Genomic DNA, 18,878 nt, shown 5'->3' with positions numbered 1-18,878 from the left:
TCTTCCTATCTACTCGTCTATACAAGAAGCGATCTGGGAACCCGTCATCACCGGGAACGTGACCACCTTGCCACACAACTTGTCTGCTCGTCTATACGAGTAAGCCTGTCGGCGTGTACGAGTCCGAAGAAGTGGCCTCGCGCACCGCCGATCAGGTCGCCGGGAGCTGGTAGGAGAGGACGTACGCGTCAGCCGCCATCACCGTGTCGCAGACCTCCACAGCCCGCCCCTCGGTGTCGAAGGCGGTGCGGACGAGGTGGATGACCGGCACGCCCGCGGCCAGGCGCAGCGTCTTGACCTCGGCAGGCGAAGGCATCCGGGCGCGGATCTCCTCCTCGAAGTGATCGAGGTGATGGCCCAGCTCTTCGAGACGGGCGTAGATGCCACCGGGGCCGGGGTTGGGCTCGGCGATCTGGGTGCCGCGGGCGATGTCGAGCGGCAGGTAGGACGTGGCGAACTCCACCGGACGTCCGTCGAGCAGATACCGGCGACGCCGGGCGAGCACTCGCCGTACCGAGCCGAGCCGCGTGGAGATGTCCTGGCTCGCCTTCTCCTCCTTGACCTCCAGGCTGTCGACCTGCGGATGACTGCCGGCGGCGTCGGCCTCCACGATGAACGCGGACTTGCCCTGCTCGCGGTGGCGGCGGGCGAAGCGGTCGGAGGCGAGCCGGCGCACTGGCGGACGGGGCCTGACGAAGACGCCCTTGCCGTGCTCGGCGTGCACCAGGCCCTCACCCGTGAGGATCGAGAAGGAGTTCCGGACCGTCATCCGGGAGACTCCGTAGTGCTCGACCAGCTCGGCCTCGGAAGGCAACTTCTCGCCCTCCTTGAAGCGCCCACGGTCGATGGCCTCGCGCAGCTGGTCGGCAATCTGCCGGAAGACCGCACGATCACTCGTGGGGTCCAGGGCGCCGAGAACGCTCGATAGAGAGGTCACAGAGACTCCTTTAGGTATCTAGACGTGTGGGCGAGTGTTGTTGCTACGGTGGAGAGCCTAGCCAGCCGAGAGGGCCGAGGAACGTGAGCACAGAACGCCCGCACTCCGTGAGCGTCGCCGGGGTCATCGTTGACGACAACGGCCGTGCCCTCTTGATCAAGCGCCGAGACAATGGCAAGTGGGAGCCCCCGGGCGGCGTCCTCGAACGCGAGGAGACCATCCCCGAGGCCCTTCAGCGTGAAGTCCTGGAAGAAACCGGCTTCAAGATCGCCCTTCCGGCGACTCTCACCGGCGTCTACAAGAACATGACGGGCTTGATCGTCTCGCTGGTCTTCCGCTGCAAAGCCGTCGACGGCACGCCCACCATCGGTGACGAGACCCGCGCACTGCGCTGGGCCACCCGCGAAGAGGTCACCGAGCTTGCCGACGAGGCATACGCGATCCGCGTCCTGGACGCACTCGACGCGATGACCCCGCCGGCCGTCCGCGCCCACGACGGCGTGAAACTCGTCTAGCCCGAACCCGCTGCACATGGCGGCCTACCAGCACGAAGGAACTTGTATGCACGAGTATATGAGTAAGGCCCGGGTCTGGGGGCTCAGTTGCCCAGGATTCCCGGAAGAGGTGAGCCGGGCCCGCCGATGGACCCGCGACATCCTGCGAGGCTCGCCCTTAGCCGAGGACGCCGAACTGATCGTGAGCGAGCTGAGCGCGAACGCGATCCTCCACACGGCCAGCGGCCAGGCATACGGCAGCTTCCACCTGGCCGTCGCAGTCTCGGCGCAGGTGGTCGCCCTGTCGGTAACGGACGATGGAGGCGCCGGCACAGCCCCCAAGGTCGAGCACCGGGACCAGGACGCCGAGCACGGCCGGGGACTGGGAATGGTCAGCGTGATCGCTCACCGAGTCGTCGTCCATGACAGCGATAACGGCCACACGGTCACCGCGGAGCTGTACGCGGACGCACGGCGGGGAGACCATCTGTGCTGATGAAGCCACCGCAGTGGGGCTACTGGTGCGAGTGCTGGACCGAGGACCTGGCCGACGGATGGCAGCCGGCACTGCTGGCAGCGTTCGACGCCTACTCGGCTCCCCAGGCCGACCGTTGGGTAGCCGTCACGCTCCGCACGATCTCACCGGCACTGGACTCGGACGCATCCGACGAGGCTTGGGAGTGGCTGTACGAGGGCCGCATCGCGACCCGTCGAGCTCTGCTGCGATCCGAGCCGTGCACAGTGTCAGTGACTCACGCCAGCACGCGGATCACGTGGACGATCCGTCCAGTGTGTTTCCTGCCGCTCATGCACCGAAAAGGCGCCCAACTCCCGACCTGCGCCCAGACCTTCAAGCCCCATCCGGCAGGGTGAGTTACAACTTTCTCTACTGGTTCAAGGCCCGCGCACAGCGCGGGCGCGGCCTGCCTCCTGTCTTCGCCCCGGCTGGCCACGCCCGGCGGCGCGCTCGCGACTGCAACTAAGAGGCAGAAGACACCCTCTGCGGCTGGGGCGGTCGGCTCCACGGCTTTAGGTAGCCACTTTGGGGCGAGCCTCCAAGATCATGGCCCCAACGTCGTGCCTTACGGGCAGGTCCACAGACTGCCCGACTCGCCGGAAGCTTAAGGGGCCATGATCACTCGCCCCAAAGCAGCTCCAGCCCAAAGCCGCTCCACCGACCTCAGCATGTCATCTCGCGCGCAGACTCCAACTAAGCTAAACACACGCTAAGTCAGCATTCTTGTCACCACCCAAGAATGAATGTCATCGACAAGCTTCTTATAGGTAGCGACATTTAGCTGTCCGCCGCGGTAGCTCTGCCCATGAGCCACCTTGTTACGGACTCCCAAAAGGCGCCCCAACGAGTTTCGCCGCTCGTCGGAATCCAGGAAGGTTGAGAGTTCAGCATCCCAGGGCTCTCCAAATCTTGCTATAAGCTTCTCTAGAGCCTCTGGTGTGAGATTGGGCGACTTCTTAAAGAAGGATATAGCGAAATTCTTTGCAGCACCGTTCACCGCAGTGGAGATGTAGCCAGATATCGCCTCGAACATCAACTGTTCCAGGTAGCCAGAAAGGCGAATACACATATACTTATGGAAATCCTCTTGGAGAGAGATCTCCATCGTCAGAAGGCCTTCCCGGTACCGCTTGTAAGAGGCATCGAGGTCAGACTTCATCGAGAGGATCTGTGTTCGCGCGCTAGTCTTGTTCGTCGGCAAGAGATTCCCCCCGGAATGCCTTGGCTGCGAGATTGATGCGCGCGCTCACTTGTTCGCTGTGTGAGGTACTTTCAGAAACAGCGTACCGATACCTATCATTGTCCAGCAAGGCAGCTAGGGCGGAGTTGACGCGCTCCACCGTGACCTCGTGGCCCCCTTCAATCGCTGTCATTAGGCCGACCAACACGGCATCCGTATGCGCTGCGTTGACCTGTGTCCCCCGGATGCGAAGCGCTTCGCGGCCTTGAGCTTCCCTAAGCAGACGGGTCGCGGTAGTGAAGCGCTCACGAATACCGGCGGCGTCAGGAGGGAGCTGGTCCTGATTGACTTCGAGATAGTCATTCAAGAACCGCGCCATCGGTGGCCGGAAGACCTGGAAGCCTCGCGCCGTCGGCATTAGGGAGATGGCACGCAAGATGAGCTCGTGATCCTTCAAGTCACGGTTGTGGTTGCCGAACAGCTCTCTCCAGTTTGGGTCCTGGTTTAGATCTCGAACGAAGTTGACGGTATCGCCAGCGTAGAGGGCAACTCGGATTTGCTGTGGCTTGAGGTTCGTTCCACCAGAATTTATCCTCTCAAAGAGTGAATAGACACCACGCTTTCCTTCCACCCCCTTGGGCACCACAATGGTGGCTTGAATGAAAGTATTGTCAAACAAGCGTTGAGCCGGGGCTTCAAGGTTTTCATACGTGTGACCCTTGAATTCATTGCCGACATATCGGAGTGCAAATTTACTTAAGCCGCTCACGGAACGATATTTGCCGTGCTTGAATGCCTGAAGGGTCGTTAGACGCTGCTGGCCGTCGAGTACCAGATACCTCCGATCCTTCAATTCAACGAGAAAAATTCCCGGAACTGGATAACCAAGCAGGATCGACTCAATGAAGCGATCCATCTGCTTCTTTTTCCAGACGAGTCCTCGCTGGAAACCTTCGAACCCTGCGATATCGTCTTCGGCAAGAGGATCAAAAGTGGGGATTACGAAGGTTCCGTTATCCAGTCGCTTCACCAGACCATCGACATCGAAGTCAGCTCCGAAGTACCTAAGCGCATCCTCTGCTCGGATCGGTTCGTTCTCGATGTCGTCGGCCTCAGGGTCTACCACGTCCGAGTCAGCGCTGACGTGGCTTTCCTCGGGGTCCTCAAAGTCAGGTGCTGCCTCAGTAACAGGGCCGGTGCTGTCTGTCATGGCCCAACCTTCTTGTAGCGAGGGCTATCGGTCAAGGCACCTACACGAAGCGTCGTAGAGCCGAGGCGGTGCCCTGGACCGACACGACCTGAAGGGAGTTGGTCAGCAGCGCCGGATCGCGATGCAGGAGACGCCACCCTCCACCAGCGTCCGTCTAGGCCGCCGTGAGCACCCGGTATCACCGCCGTAGAGCCCTCCTGTCACCGCCTCTACTCGACGACGGAGAACGGATGCCGTCGCCAAGCCGCCCAAGCCCGTCCCGTGCCGGAGTTGGTTCGCGCGCCGCCCCAACGGTGTCTCGGGAGCAGGACAGTCACCTTCTATCTGATGCCTGGTCAAAGATCCACTGAGCCGGCCATACTCCCGTGCATGCCTTCGGACGTCAGCGCACACGATGGATCGACAGCACCGGACGGGACTCCGTGGTGGGAGCTCTCCATCCAGCCCGGCACAAAGAACAAGCGGTTCGGCCAAGAGCGACGCTTGGCGGCCTGGCTCTGGTTCAAGAAGAACGTGGGCGACACGTTTACCATGCGCGAACTGCGTGTTGCTCTAGGGCCGGATATAGCCGATAGCTCAGAGCACTTGAACCGCCGGCTGCGCGAACTGCGGAAGTGTGACTGGGTCATTCCCTCCCAGAGGAACGACGCCACTCTCGCCCATGACGAGTATCGCCTTGAGGTCAAGGGTGGGAGACTCTGGATCGACAGCGAGCGGGCGAAGTACGAGCGGTTCGCCCCCAGCGCCCGTGTCCGCCGACTCGTCATGGACCGGGATGGCTCTCGTTGCCGGGTCTGCGGTCTTGGAGTAGACGACACCTACCCCGAAGACGCTGCTTCCGTCCGGCTCACTATCGGCCACCTTGTGCCCCAGGAGCGGCTTAGGTCCCGGGGCGCCAAAGACGATATGGACAACTGGCGCGTTGAATGCTCCCGCTGCAACGAGACGATGCGCGACGAAGTCCCCGACCCGGAACAGTACGACGAAGTCGTCGCCGGACTGAAGCGGCTGACAAGTAAGGAGGCGGGCGAACTCCTCAACTGGATGCGGAAGGGCGAGCGTCCCCGGTCGAAGGTGGACCAGGCTTATGACCGCGCGCGCAGGCTACCCCACAGGGACCGAGCGGCACTGATCGAACATCTCGCCAAGCGTCTCGGTGAAACTAGCTGATCCGGGAACGCATCTCAGCGAATCGTGCGTGCCGCTCATGGTCTTCCTGCCCTATGAAGCCCTTGAAGCCCACGAGCCGGTACGCACGGCCGCCAAGCTGTTCATCCTCGTCGATTACGAAATCCCTTGCGAGTGTGGCCATACGGCGCTCGAAGGTAGGTGGATCAATCTTCTCCCCGGCCAGCTTCACCAGCTCCTTTTCTGTAAGCGGAGCAGGCGCCTTTTTCAAGGCCAGGTAGAGCCGGTCATGCATGACCTCGTTCTCCACCTCGAACAGTTCCTTCTTTTGCCCCTTGCGGTTCAGCGCGTTGGCGATCGATGTACCGACGGCCCTAGCTACTGGTGGGGGGAAGGCATTGCCAATTTGCCGATACTTCGTTGTCTTGCGACCTGTGAATTCCCAGGCATAGTCCGGATCAGGTCCCCAACCCTGGATGCGCTCGACCATTTTCGTTGTGAGCTTGGGTAGGAAGTCAACAGGGTGCGACTCGTTTGGTGGAGCGTCGGCAACCCCCATCGCGTCTACGCCGAGTGCACGCCAAGCGGCCTTGGCGCGAGTCGGACCAAGATCGGCTCCGCCGTGTTTTTTGGAGCCGCCCACGATGGTGGGCGCAATGTCGTTCGCCTTGTCTCTCCACGCTTCAGCGCCCGCCCAGCCATCCGCTGCCATCAGGTCGAACAGTGCTGTTCCAACCGTGCCCTGATAGGGCCTTTCCTCGGGCCACTCGAACCACTGAGCATCTTCGTCGCGCATGGCTACCAGAACGAAGCGAGGACGCAGTTGCGGCACGCCGTAGTCGCTTGCATGAAGAAGCTTCCAGTCAGACCAGTATCCAAGATCCTTCAGGCGATCCTTCACATGCTGGCGGTATGCGGAGAAACGCGGCATAGAAAGACCTCGTACGTTCTCCAAAAGGACAGCCCTCGGCTGCACCCTTCCGGCGAGTTCAACAGCCCACGCGAAAAGGTCTCGCTCGTCAGTGGCACCGAGCTGCTTGCCAGCGATGGAGAATGGGGGGCAGGGAACTCCACCAGCGAGCAAGTCGACGCCGACGAACTCCTTGGGGTTCCAGATCCCCTCGTCCGCCACGTCGCCGTGCCGCACGTCCCAGTGTCCGCGGTTCTCCTTCAGAGTGTTCACCGCGTTCTCATCGAGCTCGACGGCCACCGCATGGTCGAAACCTGCCAGCTCAAGGCCGAGCGACTGGCCCCCAGCGCCCGCGCAGATCTCCACGGCCGTCAGATCAGCCACGCTAGTACCTCCAGGTCGTGATTGCACAGGTCTACCATCCTGACCCATCAAACACCGAGGGTCTGACAGTCTTGGCTACGGTGTGACCGATGGCCCTCAACAGTGACCCCCAAGCGTCGACGCCGCCGACTCCCGGCCGCTCGCGCAACATGGCTGCGATCAAGCGGCGGGACACCAAGCCGGAGCGGGTGATCCGGTCCCTGCTTCACGCCGCAGGGAAGCGGTACCGCGTTGATCTCCGTCTTCAGCTGGAGGGGGGACGGCCGCGGCCAGACATCGTCTTCACACGCGCACGAGTGGCCGTCTTCGTGGACGGGTGTTTCTGGCACTGCTGCCCCGAGCATGGTCGGCAGCCTGGCGTTAATGGCGGCTACTGGGGGCCGAAGCTAGAGCGCAACGTCGCCCGGGACAAGGCTGCCGACGAAGCCCTGACAGCCGCAGGCTGGACTGTCGTCCGCATATGGGAGCACGAGGCTCCCGAGGAAGCCGTGGAGCGCATCATCGCGGCAGTCGACGCCGCTGCACCGGCTAGTCGAGGCGCCCGAACTGGATGAGGTCCTGTACCGCGTCCTCTTCCCTGCGCAGTAGGATCCGGCCGTCGCCGTTGCTGTAGGCCAGCACGGAGCTCCCGGGCGACAGCCCAGCCTCGGCGAGCACCCCGAGGGGGAGGACGACCGAGCCGTCTTCCTCGATCGTCAGCTGAATCGGTTCCCTGAGCACAGGACAGAGCCTCCTATGACACGGTCGCTGTCGCAAGCAACGGAGGCGCCGCAGTTCAGCACACTAGGTGGAGCGCGTTCGATCTCCCGCGGCCGAGCAAAGCTGGTTGCATCCCTGGTCTCAGCTCTGGTCTCATCCCCCGGCGTACCGCACCGTCCGCATGAGTACCGTTGCTGGGCGATCCGCACGGCGATGGGCCGGCATAGACGCAGGTGAACGGCTGCGTACGGCCTTCCGCGGGCCACGAGCGCACCTGGAAAGAGTGCGCGTACTGATTCGAGCCATGCCACCTGTTTCGAGCCCAGCCGCCCACAGGTCTACCTAGGATGCCGAGCGTGAAGGTTCTGGAGATCATGCGACGAATCAAAGGCTTCAGCGCGCCGCTCGGCGGCGTGGACGGGGACCTGCCGCTCCACCAGCGGGCCGTCGCCGAGAAGGTCGTGTCTACCTCCGCGAAGGCAGCGCCCTGACCATCCTCTTGTCGGACCACGCTGTGAGGCCTCCGGAGGAAATCCTCTCCGGAGGCCTCACAGACGAGACAGTTGGGCTGACCTTCCTCAGACTAGCTCTCTGGCGACCCACTCTTCAGCTGGCGACGTAGGTCATGCGGGGTCGGCCAAGGTGCCTTGCGGTGGATCATGCGGTGACAGTTCGAGCAGATGAGGGCCAGGTCCGAGAGCTTCGTGGTTCCCACGCCGGCAACGTGCAAAGGGATCACATGGTGACACTCTATGTAGCCGGCCCCTCGGTCCCCGTACACCGCCTCGAAGTCGAACTCGCAGACCTCGCACGACAGTGCAAGACCGCGGCCTAGGACCGAGTCGATCTTCTTCTGTCGCAGCTTCCTATCGCGCTCGCGGGCGACATGCCTGCGCAATAGCAGGCGACCCTCCGGGGCGCTGTAGTCGTCGAGATCACTTTCGTCGGTGGGCAGAATTCTCTGGAATGATCCTGTTTCGAGTGCTTCCCGGATACGTCGTGCAGCTGCGGACATTTGCTGTGGGCGGGCTAGGAATTCGGCCAGAACGGCTTTGTCCATGGCACCGCCGTTCGTCGGCTTGCCTGGGTACTCGGGGTGCTGGGTGGCTATGTCGAAGGTTTTTCGGCCGACCCCGTTAGGGTTGCGGAAGGTCTCGCTGCGCGGGGCGTTTTGGTGATCAGGGAGCATCTGCAGCAGTCGGGACAGGTCCTGCACCCGTGGGTCGCTGGCGTCCATTCCCTTCCACCCGTTGCTCATGACCAGGTCGCAGGCGAGAATCACCTCGTCGCGGGACCAGTCAGGATTACGGATGAGCCTTACCTGAAATCCCTCACGCTAGAGCCAGGCCACGGCGTGCGCACGGCCACCGCTGAACTCATCCGCTCTGAGCGGCCGACCTTCGGTGTACCGGTGGGCCACTCCGGCAATTGCCTTGGAATCGTATTCGCGTCCTTCGTGGAGCAGGACGTAGGACTGGGCGCCCTTGAAGCCGTATGCCTCAAGGAAGACCGGTCGGCCCAGCCGGTCGCACTCGTCCAGTGCCTTGAGGACTGCTCGCCGGGTGATCGCTCCCTTTTCCACTAGGCGGCCTCAGCCTCGTCGTCTGCCCCATCCTGCTCGTCTTCGGCGGCGGAGGACGCTGCGGAGACACTCTGGGCCTCCACGGCCTTCTCCCACCAGTCCTGTGCGTCGGCGGCAAGGTTCTGCAGCTTCTCCATCAGCTGGCGCGCATGAGATTTTCCCTCCCTCTCAATCAACGGCACACCGTCGTCGTCAACAAGGCCCGCAAGGTTGCGCATCTCCGCCTCAAGGCTGCGGAGGGCGTCCTTGGTGGCGAGCACGCCGCGCTTGTAGTGCTCGTGCACGGCCTTCTCGGCGCTGAGGGGCGGTGGTGTCAGACCGCCCTTAGGCGCGAGCTTGGTGCGCAGGAAGTCGTTGTCGATGGGCAGGTCGTTTCCTGCACCGTCTTTGCGCGGCTGGCCCTGGTCGTCGACCTGTCGCGGCGGTAGGTCCGCCCTGTCATCTTCAATCACCTGGCGCAGGTGGCGGAGTCCGTGTTCAGTCTCGGCGAGGGCTTCCATGACAGTGCCAGCACTGCGCCGGTCGCCGCCAGGGCCCACGTCGTGACGCGGCCCGCTGATGGCGTTGCGCTTGGCGAGGACGTAGGCAGCCCGCACCCGCAGTTCGATGCCGGCAGGCCGCTCGTCCGCTACGTTCTCAATCTCCTTGAGAGCGGCCTGGTAGAGCTGCTCAGGAGAGCGCTTGGTCGGGTGCCACGTCGTCTTCTGCAGGTCGCCGGGAAGGGTCTCGATAAGTACCTTCCGGAAACGGGCCAATTCGCCGTCGGACCAAGCGCCGCGCTTCTCTCTGACGATCAGTTCAACGGCCAAGGGCAGCTTGGTCTTCGTGGTGACACGAGTTCGCTTGCGCCCCGTCGGCTCGTTGGTGAGAACCAAGGCAATCGGCTGACGCACCGCGTTGTGGATCAGCGTCTCGTTCGTAGTGAATAGGTGAACTGAACGAGCGGCACGGTCATCGCCGAAGGCCACAATCTTGCGCGCCTCAGCCTCCTTAGGCGTGAGACGGCCGGCCAGCCAGTCAGCCTCAGCGTCGCTGGCAATGACTCCCGCAGAACGGGCAGAGAGAAGACACTCTTCTGCGAGCGCGGTGTGCTTTGCCGCGTCAGTCCAGGGCTCCTTGGTGTTCAGGTGGTCCTGGGCCACACGGGCCTTAATGGCCTGCGACAGGTCAACGGCCCCTGCGACATCCGGCACTACGCCGATGATGAGTTCGAAGTCAGTGACTGCGCAGCGGATCGCACCCTTCTCAGTGGCCGAGATGTCCTCAACAGGCTGGCTGACATAGCTGTTGATCTTGTCGATGTGGGCCTGCATCGAGCTGGCGTTACGAGGGAGGGAGAAGAGGACCTCCTCCGCTGTTGCACCCACGTTGTACAAGCCGTGACTCGTCCGGCTGGATCCTTCACGGACGAAGATGTGCGTGCTCGGGCTCTCGTCCGTGCCGTCGTAGAAGACGGTGGTGGCGACGCCGATCGGCGGGTCCATGATGCCCTGCTCAGCAATATCCGGCTGCGGGCTGTTCCGGTTGCGGGTCGTCTCGACCGCCCAATCGACTTGCTCAACGAGCGCGTCGCGGCTCTCGACATGGATTGCCAGCTCTCCCTCCCCTTCCTGCACGGCAGGTACCAAGGTGGCAGGCGGAGCGCCAACGGCCTGGGCCAACGCAAACTGCACGTGGTCGGCGTTCCGCGGGTTGAGCGGGTCGGGCACAAGGCGCGACGTGTACACGGATCCCGAGATCACGAGCAGGTACGCACCAGGGATGCGCCGCCGCTGGGGGTTGGTCACCTGCGGCAACACAGCTGCCGGATCAGTCCAGATGGTCGAGATAGCGCCGGCCACTCGGTCGGCAATACCCCGCTTCTTCAGTGCAGCACGGAGATCCTTATGCAGCGCAGGATCCGGAATGGGAGGAACGCGTCGGAGAGGCTTAGACAGCTCAGTCCGCTCGCCGTTAACAAACGGCTCACCGTTACTCAGAGTGCTAGGTGCCACGGGAGGGCCTCCTTCAAGGCTCCCATAACCGCGGAAGTCACTCCTCCGCGGAGTACCACTCGCGGGAGCCAGACACACCGAACCAGCCCTCGCACCCACTATCGGCAGATCCGGCCCGCGTCAGTGGGAGCGGCGAGAACACATCCAGTACTGCGCTAGTCCGGCCTCGCGCTAAGAAGATGGCGATGGGGGTGGGCCTCGCTGTCCTTCCCGAGAAGTCGGTGCTTCCAGGAAGGGCGCAGTCATGCGCGCCTCGCGTCACTGCAAAGGAGTGTCAACGGCCACCGCAGGAGCACGCAAGCCAAATGGCCTAACAGGCAAGGAAATTGACGTACTAACAGGTAACTCAGTAGAGGGGCGCTCGGCACCAAGTGCAGTCACGGCCCCAGGCATCAACCCGCCGCCGACAAGTCTCCTCAAACGAGAGCTTTCCGGCGGCGAGAAGTAGCCCATGCCAGGGAGCCTAGTGGGCCGGACATCAGACGACCTGGTGACCGTGTTGTCTGCATGAACCTCGGACCTAAGGGCTGTCCCGTAACTGCCATTGCCAGTCCGCGCGACGGTCTACGGCCGGACGCACCGTGCCAGCTCGCCGTACTTCATGCCGCTGGAGTAGAGGACCCCTTGGTCATTGCGACCCATGAACTTGATGCCTTGGGTACGCCGCTCCACATGAGTCAACCGGAGAATTTGGGTGCCCAACTCGGTCGAGAGCTCCAGGAGGTGGCCGGGCTTGAGGTCCTCGGCGAGGACATCGATTGTCATGGCGGGGATGGTACGGCTTGATCGCGAGATGGATCAGCGAAGGACTCTGAGGCGCCTGAGCAGACTGGCCACAGTGGGATGATCTTGTTGTGGCTGGTGTGATCACGGCTTCGGAGCCGTCCTGGATAGCCCCGTTCGCCGGGCTGAGCCCGCGGCAGTTCGGGAAGCTGGTGACGGTTCTGCGGCGCGAGGGTGCGGATGTGGTCCGCAGAGGCCGGCCGTGGAGCCTGCCGCTGGAGGACCGGGCACTGCTGGTCGCGGCCTACTGGCGCACGAACCTGACCATGCGCCAACTAGCGCCACTGTTCGGGGTTTCAAAGTCGGCGGCGGACCGGATCATCGATGGCCTCGGGCCGATGCTCGCCATCCAGCCCCGCAAGCGGTTCGCGAGGGACACCGTGCTGATCGTGGACGGCACCCTGGTGCCCACCCGCGATCACGCTGTCGCCGAGCAGTCGAAGAACTACCGGTACTCCACCAACCACCAGGTCGTCATCGACGCCGACACCCGCCTTGTCGTCGTCGTCGGCCGACCCCTGCCCGGCAATAGAAACGACTGCAAGGCATGGGAGGAGTCCGGTGTGAAGGCTACTGTCGGCACGACCATGACGATCGCCGACGGTGGCTATCCGGGCACCGGGCTCGTGATGCCCCACCGGCGCCGCAAGGGCGAGGAGCTGCCTGAGTGGAAGCAGGCCCACAACAAGTCCCATAAGCAGGTCCGCGCCCGCGTCGAGCACGTCTTCGCCCGAATGAAGACCTGGAAGATCCTCCGCGACTGCCGTCTCAAAGGCGACGGCGTCCACCACGCCATGCTTGGTATCGCACGGATGCACAACCTCGCCCTCGCCGGATAGACCACCCGGCTGTACAGCAGCCCGCTATACCCAAGGCCACTCAGAGATCATTACGGGACAGCCCTTAGGGGCCAAACGCCGTGAACGACTGGCGACAGTCCTGAACCTCTGCGGACGCTGGCCTGGGTCAACTTGCGGGCCAGCGGAGCCATCGGGAAGGCCAGTCAGGCTGCTGATCGCGTTCGGAAGCATGCGGTCTTGCAGTAGAGCCAAACGTCCCGGGCCTCTCGTGGTGAGCGGGCAGCACATAGGGGCGTCCCACATCGTGGGGCGCCCCTATGGCCTACGCGTGCCGAGCTTGGTTCAGTCGCCGTCTTCTCCCTTGCGGCGATTGCGGTCACGCCTCTGGACGGGCGCACACAATGGTGGCCCTGGCCACAGGCGCGCTACGAGGCGTCTTCCAGGATGCAGCTCATACAGCGCATCGAACTCGTTGAAACGGTGGGCAGCAAACTGTGGACTGTCCGTGGACTCATCCAGGCCTGATCTGCCAGAGTCAGCGCGTGACCTGCTGCGTTGTCCAGGTCTCACATGACCTCCGGAGCCGTCGCAGGTTCGAATCCTGCCGGGGGCACTTCGCCTCAACCAGCACGATCATGCGGTTGACCAGCGTAGATGCCTGACGTGAAGAGCGGGACCCAGTCTCACTGAGTCCCGCTCTTTGTCATTGGTACGCACCCGTTGCGATAGACCTGCGATAGAGGCCAGAGGCGCAGCGCACTAGCAGGTGGGCATGTCGGACGTCATAAAGTCGCCTACGGGTGTGAAACGGCTTGCCTCGAACCAGTAGTTGCCATCCACGGACTTGAGCCAGAGGTGGCCCTCACCGACCTTTGCCTTGCACTCAAAGTCGTAGCTCTCGCCAGCCGGCAGGAAACGCCCGCTGACTGTGGGCGGCCCGCCAGGCATCCCCGATGACGCAAGGACCTGCGCCGGATCGCCTCCTAGATAGAACGGAAAGGTCGAGCGGTGGTCGGAGTCAAAGAGACCGTGATAGGCCCACGCTCCGGTCGGCAGTACGAGAGCCACGCCGAGGGCTCCCCACAGCCATCGCACCCTCCCGTCAGCTGTGTCAGCCGTCGCGGCTCTCTCGATTACGAGGAAGAGTGCAGCCACCAGCATGGTGAGGACGACCATCACCCAAAGGGGGAGTTCTGCGGCCCCAACGATGGCCCCCACACCTCCCGAGACCAATCCGGTGGCTAGTGCCGTCGCATCTCGTCGTGCGGGTGAGGCGAAGAAGCGCCTCACCGCAGCCGTGAGGCGGGCAATGAGCGAGGCTGGCGGGTTACCCGCGTCGCCCGTCGAGTCGTCTGCCAACTTGCCTCTCCGGTCTCAGTGTTAGCTGCGAGGATAGCTACCGAGCGCAGACATGCGGCTGCTCAAAGCTACGATTGGAGCTGGACGCCTCGGAAGCCGACCGCGCCACTGACCGTAGCCATGGGCACTGGGAGCGCGCTCGACCTCCATGGCCTTCAGCGGCTCGTGGGAATCTCGTCCCGCACAACAACCCAGCCGCTCGCGCATAGGTCAGCACCCCGAAGCGCCCCAATGCCTCAGCTTCCTGAGCTGATGGTTTCGGAGGTGAAGGCACTCCGGGCTGACCTCGTGGGAGGGCCGACGCGCCGCAGTACAGGCAGCGCGCTCTTACATCGACACTGCTGCCCGCGCGGCGGAGTTGAGCCTGGTCGGCAGCGCCATGTGCCAGAGGGCGTAGGGACGCAGCGTCGAGGAGCCCGGCGGCGCCATAGTTCGCCGCGTCGTACCAGTGGCTGCCTTCGTGGAGTTCAGCAGCTCCGACCTACGCGGGACCCTCAGTGGTGGACCATGGTGCAGGTGAGCTTGGTCTTCCCGTCGGCCGTCTTCACGACGAACTTGCTTCCGCTGAGACCGCCGATGTCGAACCTTCCCGACTTGTCCGTTGAGACGGTGCCGGACGTGGACCCCGAGTAGGTCACCTTCGTGTGGCCATGGAAACCCGCACCCCACAGGTGATAGTTGCCGTTCGACTCTGTTTCGACATGGCATGCCGCGCGGGAGCCGGCGTCGGGCGCGGTGGCTGTCGAGGCGTGAGCGGCAACCGTGGGGCCCACCGCGAGCGCGGGGGCGACCAGGAATGTGAGTGCTGCGAGACGATGAGTTCGGTTCATCATTCAACCTGCCTTTGGGCGCTACGGATGCCAGTGGGGCGTGACGGCTCCGTCAGCCGCGGCAGCGGTGGCACCGGACTCCGAAGGGGCAAGCCTCGCTCCGTCACGCCGTGCGTGTGTCACCATCCGCACGTGAACACTGCGTCCCGTTCATCTGCCGGGGCAGGTCGTGAGGTTTGATGCCTTTACGATCGTATCGTCCCGTTTGCCGCATAGCATCTCGCGAACAGAGCAGCTTCAGATGCAGCCTTAGGGACGCGGACAGGCCCCTGGGGAAGTCCAGGGGCCTGGGACCGCGGGGTCGGCCGGGTGGGGTGTGGGGCAACGGGGTTGCGGCTCAGGCCATTGCCGTTTCTTCCTTGGGCAGGGCTCGGCGGGGTGTCGCGCGGTCCAGGTGGATCACCACGGCGGTGTAGAAGCGGTGCACCGCGTCGTCGACGCTGCGGATGAAGCCTGACTCGGCGTTGCCGCGGCTGCTTCCCATGCCCTTGAGCAAGGACAGGCGGAAGCCGGTGATGCGGGTGCCGCTGTCCTTGGGCAGCATGTCGGCCGGCTCGGGACGGAGCCGTTCCAGCGTGCCCCGGGGGCCACCGGTCTCCCCCTCGACGAGAGTCTCGATGTGGAGGTCCGCCGGCGCCTCGGCCAAGCACCGGACGAGCCGTTTCGCCCAGGACAAGGGGTAGCCCTGCCCGGGTGCCGGGATCTCGATGGAGGTGCGCAGTCTGCCGGTACGGAGATCCGCGCTGATGGCCAGGACGCCGAGCGTTCCCTCGATGCGCACCTCCGCCTGCAGTCTTCCGTCGAGGCAGAGCTGATCGGCGAGACGGCTCCGGCGTGCTCCCGGATCCGTTCCCCGCTTGGCGCGCTGGACGGGCAGTACCTTCTGCCCCAGTTCGCCGCCCAGCCCGAGACACACCTGGCGGATCAGCCGTTCCCAGCTCTCGACGACCTCCAGGGCGCGGGGATCTCCCTGGCACAGGGTTTCGTCGTCGATGCCGTTGCGTACGGGTACCCAGGCCGGGCCCATGTTCTGGAAGCCGTGGCAGCCGGAGTTCTCGTGCTGCAGGTAGTGCAGCAGTTCCTGGAGGAGCCAGGCATGTGCGAGGTTGCCGACACCCTCATGCCGGATCAGCATCTGTGCCTGGTAAGCGACTTCCGCCCAGGAGAGGTGCCGGAGGGCGACCTTGTGTTTGCGCCGTCCGTCGATCTTCACGTCGACGAGCGGGCTGCCCTCCAACGCGACGTCGTTCGACAGCGTGATCACGGCCTCGTAGCCACGGCGCGCGGCGATGTCCATGTACGCCTGTACCTGGTCGGCCTTGAGGGCGTTGCCGTTGGTCTTCGTCTCGACCAGTGCCGTCCACAGCTTGCCGGCCCGCTCGACACGGATCACCCCGTCAGGGCGTCGCGGTGTGTCGCCGTGCGGCAGGGTGACCTCGGTGTATGTCTCCATGTGACCTGCCGGCGCGCCGAACGCCGCGGTGAGCCTCCTGCCGAACTCCGGCACCTGCGCCATCACTGACAGCAGCACCGAGGTGGCCCGCGTCTCACGTTCCCTGTCGTTCTTGAGCGCCGGCGCCGGAAAGAGCCGGGCTTCCCTCCAGGACTCGTTCTCCGCCAGGGACTTCTTGCCCGCCTTGGGCAGGGTGACCTTCTTCTTCGCGGTGCGAGGTCGAGCGACCGGCCTGCGCGGCGCGCCGCCCTCGTCGGGCTGACGGGGCGACGGGACGGCCCCCAGCGTTCCTCGCGGTCTCGGCTCGTCGGCCGAGTCCCGGCCCAGCACCGGGACCGGGGCGAGGACGGGGGCCTTGGCCGGGACCGGGGCCGGGACCGTCAGGTTCGGCTGATCGCCGACCGCCGCTTTCTCCTGCGCCGCCGCGCTCTCCTGCGCCGCCGCGTTCTCCTGCGCCGCCGCGTTCTCCTGTGTCTCAGCCGCCGCGTCGTCCTCGATGTCGACGCCGAAGTCCGCTGCCAGACCGGCGAGTCCGGTGTCGTAGCCCTGGCCGACGGCGCGGAACTTCCACTCCTCCTGCCGCCGGTACAGCTCACCGAAGATGATCGCGCTCACCGAGTCGACGTCGTCGATGGTGAAGCGGAGCAGTGGTTCACCGGCTCCGTCGGCCAACGACAGCCGTACGTCCTCGAGTTCACCGAAGCGCGCTGCGTCGTACCGGCTCGCAGCCACGACTATCCGGTCGACGTCCGCCGGGACCGCGGTCAGGTCGAAGCTGATCCGGTCCTCGTTTCCGTCCGCCGTCGGTGTCTTGCCCAGTACCTGCACGCTTCCGTCGGCTGCGACCGGGTTGTTGTAGAAGTAGAAGTCGGTGTCGTCGCGAACCTTTCCGGTCGCGTCCAGCAAGAGAACGGAGACGTCCGCGTCGCCTTCGCCGGTGGGGCTCCCCCAGCCCAAACTGACGATGACCGAGCCGACGTTCTCGCTCAGGGCCGGCAGAGCCACATTCGAGCCCTTGATCATTTCACGCACAATGCCCCCCAACTGACGCAGGCCGGGCACAGTGGCATCCCTGTCCCAGCCGCCTGACACGCGACGCGGTGTGACGCGCCGCACACAGGTAACTGTAATGCCCACGGAGCTGGCCGTACCCGGAGTGGGACGGGCGCGCGCCGGTTCAGTCCCCGTCCGCCGGGCTCCACGCGGCCACCAGGTCCAGCAGGCCGGGGAACCGGGCGTTCAGGTCGGCGATCCGGACCTGACTGCGGCGCTCCAGTCCGTACTGGCGCTGCCGGGTGATCCCCGCCTCCCGCAGCGCCCTGAAGTGGTGGGTCAGCGAGGACTTGGGGCGGTCCAGGCCGAACCAGCCGCAGGTGTGGTCGAACTCCTCCGAGTCCAGGAGCAGTTTGCGCACGATCCGCAGCCGCAGCGGGTCACTGAGCGCGCCCAGCACCGCCTCCAGGCGCAGATCCTCGACGGCCGGCTCGGGCAGCGGATCGGGCAGGCCGGCGGGTTCCGGCAACTGCGTGATTTCCGGTCTCGCGTCCGCTCCGGCGGACCGGTTCGTCGTCAACTGCGGCTCCCTCCCATGGGCTTCTTGTACGAGTCTGATCGTACTACGTGTTAAGTTCGACTCCACACGTACAAGTACGACTCGACTCGTACCGCCATTCGGGGAGGACCGCCGTGACGGAAACCGACGTACCTGTCGCCGGAACAGGGCAGGGCCGGTGGAGCGGTGACGCGCCGGTCCGCTGGGTGTGGCTCGCCGCCTGGCCCGTGACCGCCGTGTTCGTGCTGTCCAACGCGGCGACCCCGCTCTATGTGCTGTGGCAGCGCGAGATGGGCTTCACCAAAGGCACCCTGACCGTCGTTTTCGCCTGCTACATCGCCGGGCTGCTGGGCTCCCTGCTGGTGTGCGGCGTCGTCTCCGACCGGCTCGGCCGCAAGCCCGTCCTGCTGCCCGCGCTGGGGCTCGCGCTCGTGGCCTGTTTCGTCTTCGCGACCGCGGGAGGCGTGGCCGCGCTGATCGTGGCCCGACTGTGCACCGGGACAGCGGTCGGGGCCGTGGTCTCGGCGGGCATGGCCGCGGTGACGGACGTGGCCGGGCCCGGGCGCCGCCGTCTCGCGGCGCTGCTCGCCTCCTGCGCGATGGTGTTCGGCGCGGGGCTGGGGCCGCTGCTCGCCGGGGTGCTGTCCGAGACGCTGCCCGCGCCCACGGTCACCGTGTTCGTGGTGGAGGCGGGGCTGCTGGCCTCGGCGGTCGCGGTGGTGCTGCGCATGCCGGTACGACGGCCCGCCGCCACCGGGGACGAGGATCCCGTACGACGGCCCACCCCGCCCGGAGACGAGGATCCCGTACGACGGCCCACCCCGCCCGGAGACGAGGACCCCGTACGACGGCCCACCCCGCCCGGAGACGAGGACCCCGTACGACGATCCGCCCCGACCGGAGACGAGGACCCCGTACGACGATCCGCCCCGACCGGAGACGAGGACCCCGTACGACGATCCGCCCCGCCCGGAGACGAGGACCCCGTACGACGATCCGCCCCGCCCGGAGACGAGGACCCCGTACGACGATCCGCCCCGCCCGGAGACGAGGACCCCGTACGACG

At 64.7% G+C, this 18,878-nt stretch carries 20 protein-coding genes; 7 read left to right on the top strand and 13 right to left on the bottom strand.

What is annotated here, in order from left to right; genetic code table 11:
- Positions 1-151 precede the first annotated feature (151 nt).
- Entirely contained in the window at positions 152-937 is a 786-nt protein-coding gene (locus AC07C1_RS25560) for a GntR family transcriptional regulator (RefSeq protein WP_319147132.1), read from the bottom strand.
- 107 nt (positions 938-1,044) lie between these two features.
- On the opposite strand from AC07C1_RS25560, the gene AC07C1_RS25555 reads away from it, so the two are divergent.
- The 3 genes from AC07C1_RS25555 to AC07C1_RS25545 are packed head-to-tail and all read left to right on the top strand — an operon-like array spanning position 1,045 to position 2,304.
- On the top strand, positions 1,045-1,452 hold the full coding sequence (locus AC07C1_RS25555) for an NUDIX hydrolase (protein ID WP_478942710.1): 408 nt from the start codon (positions 1,045-1,047) through the stop codon (positions 1,450-1,452).
- A gap of 46 nt (positions 1,453-1,498) precedes the next feature.
- A complete protein-coding gene (locus AC07C1_RS25550) occupies positions 1,499-1,927 on the top strand; it encodes an ATP-binding protein (protein WP_478942556.1) in 429 nt (142 codons plus the stop codon).
- Positions 1,927-2,304: a hypothetical protein gene (locus AC07C1_RS25545; protein ID WP_478942554.1), complete on the top strand. Its 378-nt coding sequence runs from the start codon at positions 1,927-1,929 to the stop codon at positions 2,302-2,304. The genes AC07C1_RS25550 and AC07C1_RS25545 overlap by 1 nt, the downstream gene beginning before the upstream one ends.
- Positions 2,305-2,657: 353 nt before the next feature.
- On the opposite strand, the gene AC07C1_RS25540 is transcribed toward AC07C1_RS25545, so the two are convergent.
- Positions 2,658-3,107 carry a HEPN domain-containing protein gene (locus AC07C1_RS25540; RefSeq protein WP_478942552.1) on the bottom strand — a complete coding sequence of 150 codons (450 nt, stop codon included), beginning with the start codon at positions 3,105-3,107 and terminating at the stop codon, positions 2,658-2,660.
- A 22-nt stretch (positions 3,108-3,129) separates the two neighbouring features.
- Positions 3,130-4,338, bottom strand: a complete 1,209-nt coding sequence (locus AC07C1_RS25535; RefSeq protein WP_478942550.1) for a GmrSD restriction endonuclease domain-containing protein — start codon at positions 4,336-4,338, stop codon at positions 3,130-3,132.
- A gap of 369 nt (positions 4,339-4,707) precedes the next feature.
- On the opposite strand from AC07C1_RS25535, the gene AC07C1_RS25530 reads away from it, so the two are divergent.
- Positions 4,708-5,508: an HNH endonuclease gene (locus tag AC07C1_RS25530; protein ID WP_478942548.1), complete on the top strand. Its 801-nt coding sequence runs from the start codon at positions 4,708-4,710 to the stop codon at positions 5,506-5,508.
- Here AC07C1_RS25530 and AC07C1_RS25525 read toward each other — a convergent pair.
- Positions 5,501-6,760: a DNA cytosine methyltransferase gene (locus AC07C1_RS25525; protein WP_478942546.1), complete on the bottom strand. Its 1,260-nt coding sequence runs from the start codon at positions 6,758-6,760 to the stop codon at positions 5,501-5,503. The two genes, AC07C1_RS25530 and AC07C1_RS25525, sit on opposite strands and share 8 nt — an antisense overlap.
- An 89-nt stretch (positions 6,761-6,849) precedes the next feature.
- On the opposite strand from AC07C1_RS25525, the gene AC07C1_RS25520 reads away from it, so the two are divergent.
- Complete coding sequence (locus AC07C1_RS25520) at positions 6,850-7,314, top strand: very short patch repair endonuclease (protein ID WP_478942544.1); 465 nt, start codon at positions 6,850-6,852, stop codon at positions 7,312-7,314.
- Here the strand turns inward: AC07C1_RS25520 and AC07C1_RS25515 are convergent.
- The 5 genes from AC07C1_RS25515 to AC07C1_RS25495 all read right to left on the bottom strand — a co-directional run bounded on the left by AC07C1_RS25515 (position 7,289) and on the right by AC07C1_RS25495 (position 11,800).
- On the bottom strand, positions 7,289-7,480 hold the full coding sequence (locus AC07C1_RS25515; protein WP_478942543.1) for a hypothetical protein: 192 nt from the start codon (positions 7,478-7,480) through the stop codon (positions 7,289-7,291). The two genes, AC07C1_RS25520 and AC07C1_RS25515, sit on opposite strands and share 26 nt — an antisense overlap.
- 562 nt (positions 7,481-8,042) lie before the next feature.
- Complete coding sequence (locus tag AC07C1_RS25510) at positions 8,043-8,696, bottom strand: HNH endonuclease (protein ID WP_478942541.1); 654 nt, start codon at positions 8,694-8,696, stop codon at positions 8,043-8,045.
- Between the two features lie 99 nt (positions 8,697-8,795).
- On the bottom strand, positions 8,796-9,041 hold the full coding sequence (locus AC07C1_RS25505) for a ScoMcrA-related endonuclease (RefSeq protein WP_478942539.1): 246 nt from the start codon (positions 9,039-9,041) through the stop codon (positions 8,796-8,798).
- Entirely contained in the window at positions 9,041-11,035 is a 1,995-nt protein-coding gene (locus AC07C1_RS25500) for a hypothetical protein (protein ID WP_478942538.1), read from the bottom strand. Before AC07C1_RS25500 ends, AC07C1_RS25505 begins: the two co-directional genes overlap by 1 nt.
- 564 nt (positions 11,036-11,599) lie before the next feature.
- Positions 11,600-11,800 carry a hypothetical protein gene (locus tag AC07C1_RS25495; protein WP_478942537.1) on the bottom strand — a complete coding sequence of 67 codons (201 nt, stop codon included), beginning with the start codon at positions 11,798-11,800 and terminating at the stop codon, positions 11,600-11,602.
- An 89-nt stretch (positions 11,801-11,889) separates the two neighbouring features.
- Here AC07C1_RS25495 and AC07C1_RS25490 point away from each other — a divergent pair, with 89 nt between their 5' ends.
- Entirely contained in the window at positions 11,890-12,657 is a 768-nt protein-coding gene (locus tag AC07C1_RS25490; protein ID WP_478942536.1) for a transposase, read from the top strand.
- A 720-nt stretch (positions 12,658-13,377) separates the two neighbouring features.
- Here the strand turns inward: AC07C1_RS25490 and AC07C1_RS25485 are convergent.
- From AC07C1_RS25485 to AC07C1_RS25470, 4 genes are all read right to left on the bottom strand, one after another.
- A complete protein-coding gene (locus tag AC07C1_RS25485; protein WP_478942535.1) occupies positions 13,378-13,686 on the bottom strand; it encodes a hypothetical protein in 309 nt (102 codons plus the stop codon).
- A gap of 785 nt (positions 13,687-14,471) precedes the next feature.
- Entirely contained in the window at positions 14,472-14,810 is a 339-nt protein-coding gene (locus AC07C1_RS25480; protein ID WP_478942533.1) for a hypothetical protein, read from the bottom strand.
- 334 nt (positions 14,811-15,144) lie between these two features.
- Positions 15,145-17,283, bottom strand: a complete 2,139-nt coding sequence (locus AC07C1_RS25475; protein WP_478942531.1) for a TerD family protein — start codon at positions 17,281-17,283, stop codon at positions 15,145-15,147.
- Between the two features lie 154 nt (positions 17,284-17,437).
- A complete protein-coding gene (locus tag AC07C1_RS25470) occupies positions 17,438-17,833 on the bottom strand; it encodes an ArsR/SmtB family transcription factor (RefSeq protein WP_478942529.1) in 396 nt (131 codons plus the stop codon).
- Positions 17,834-18,018: 185 nt separating this feature from the next.
- Between AC07C1_RS25470 and AC07C1_RS25465 the strand changes: the two genes are divergently transcribed.
- The coding region (locus AC07C1_RS25465) for an MFS transporter (RefSeq protein WP_478942708.1) at positions 18,019-18,878 on the top strand (860 nt) is incomplete at its 3' end.

The sequence above is a fragment of the Streptomyces sp. NPDC045022 genome (assembly GCF_056432605.1).
This window is presented reverse-complemented; position numbering and strand designations above follow the sequence as displayed.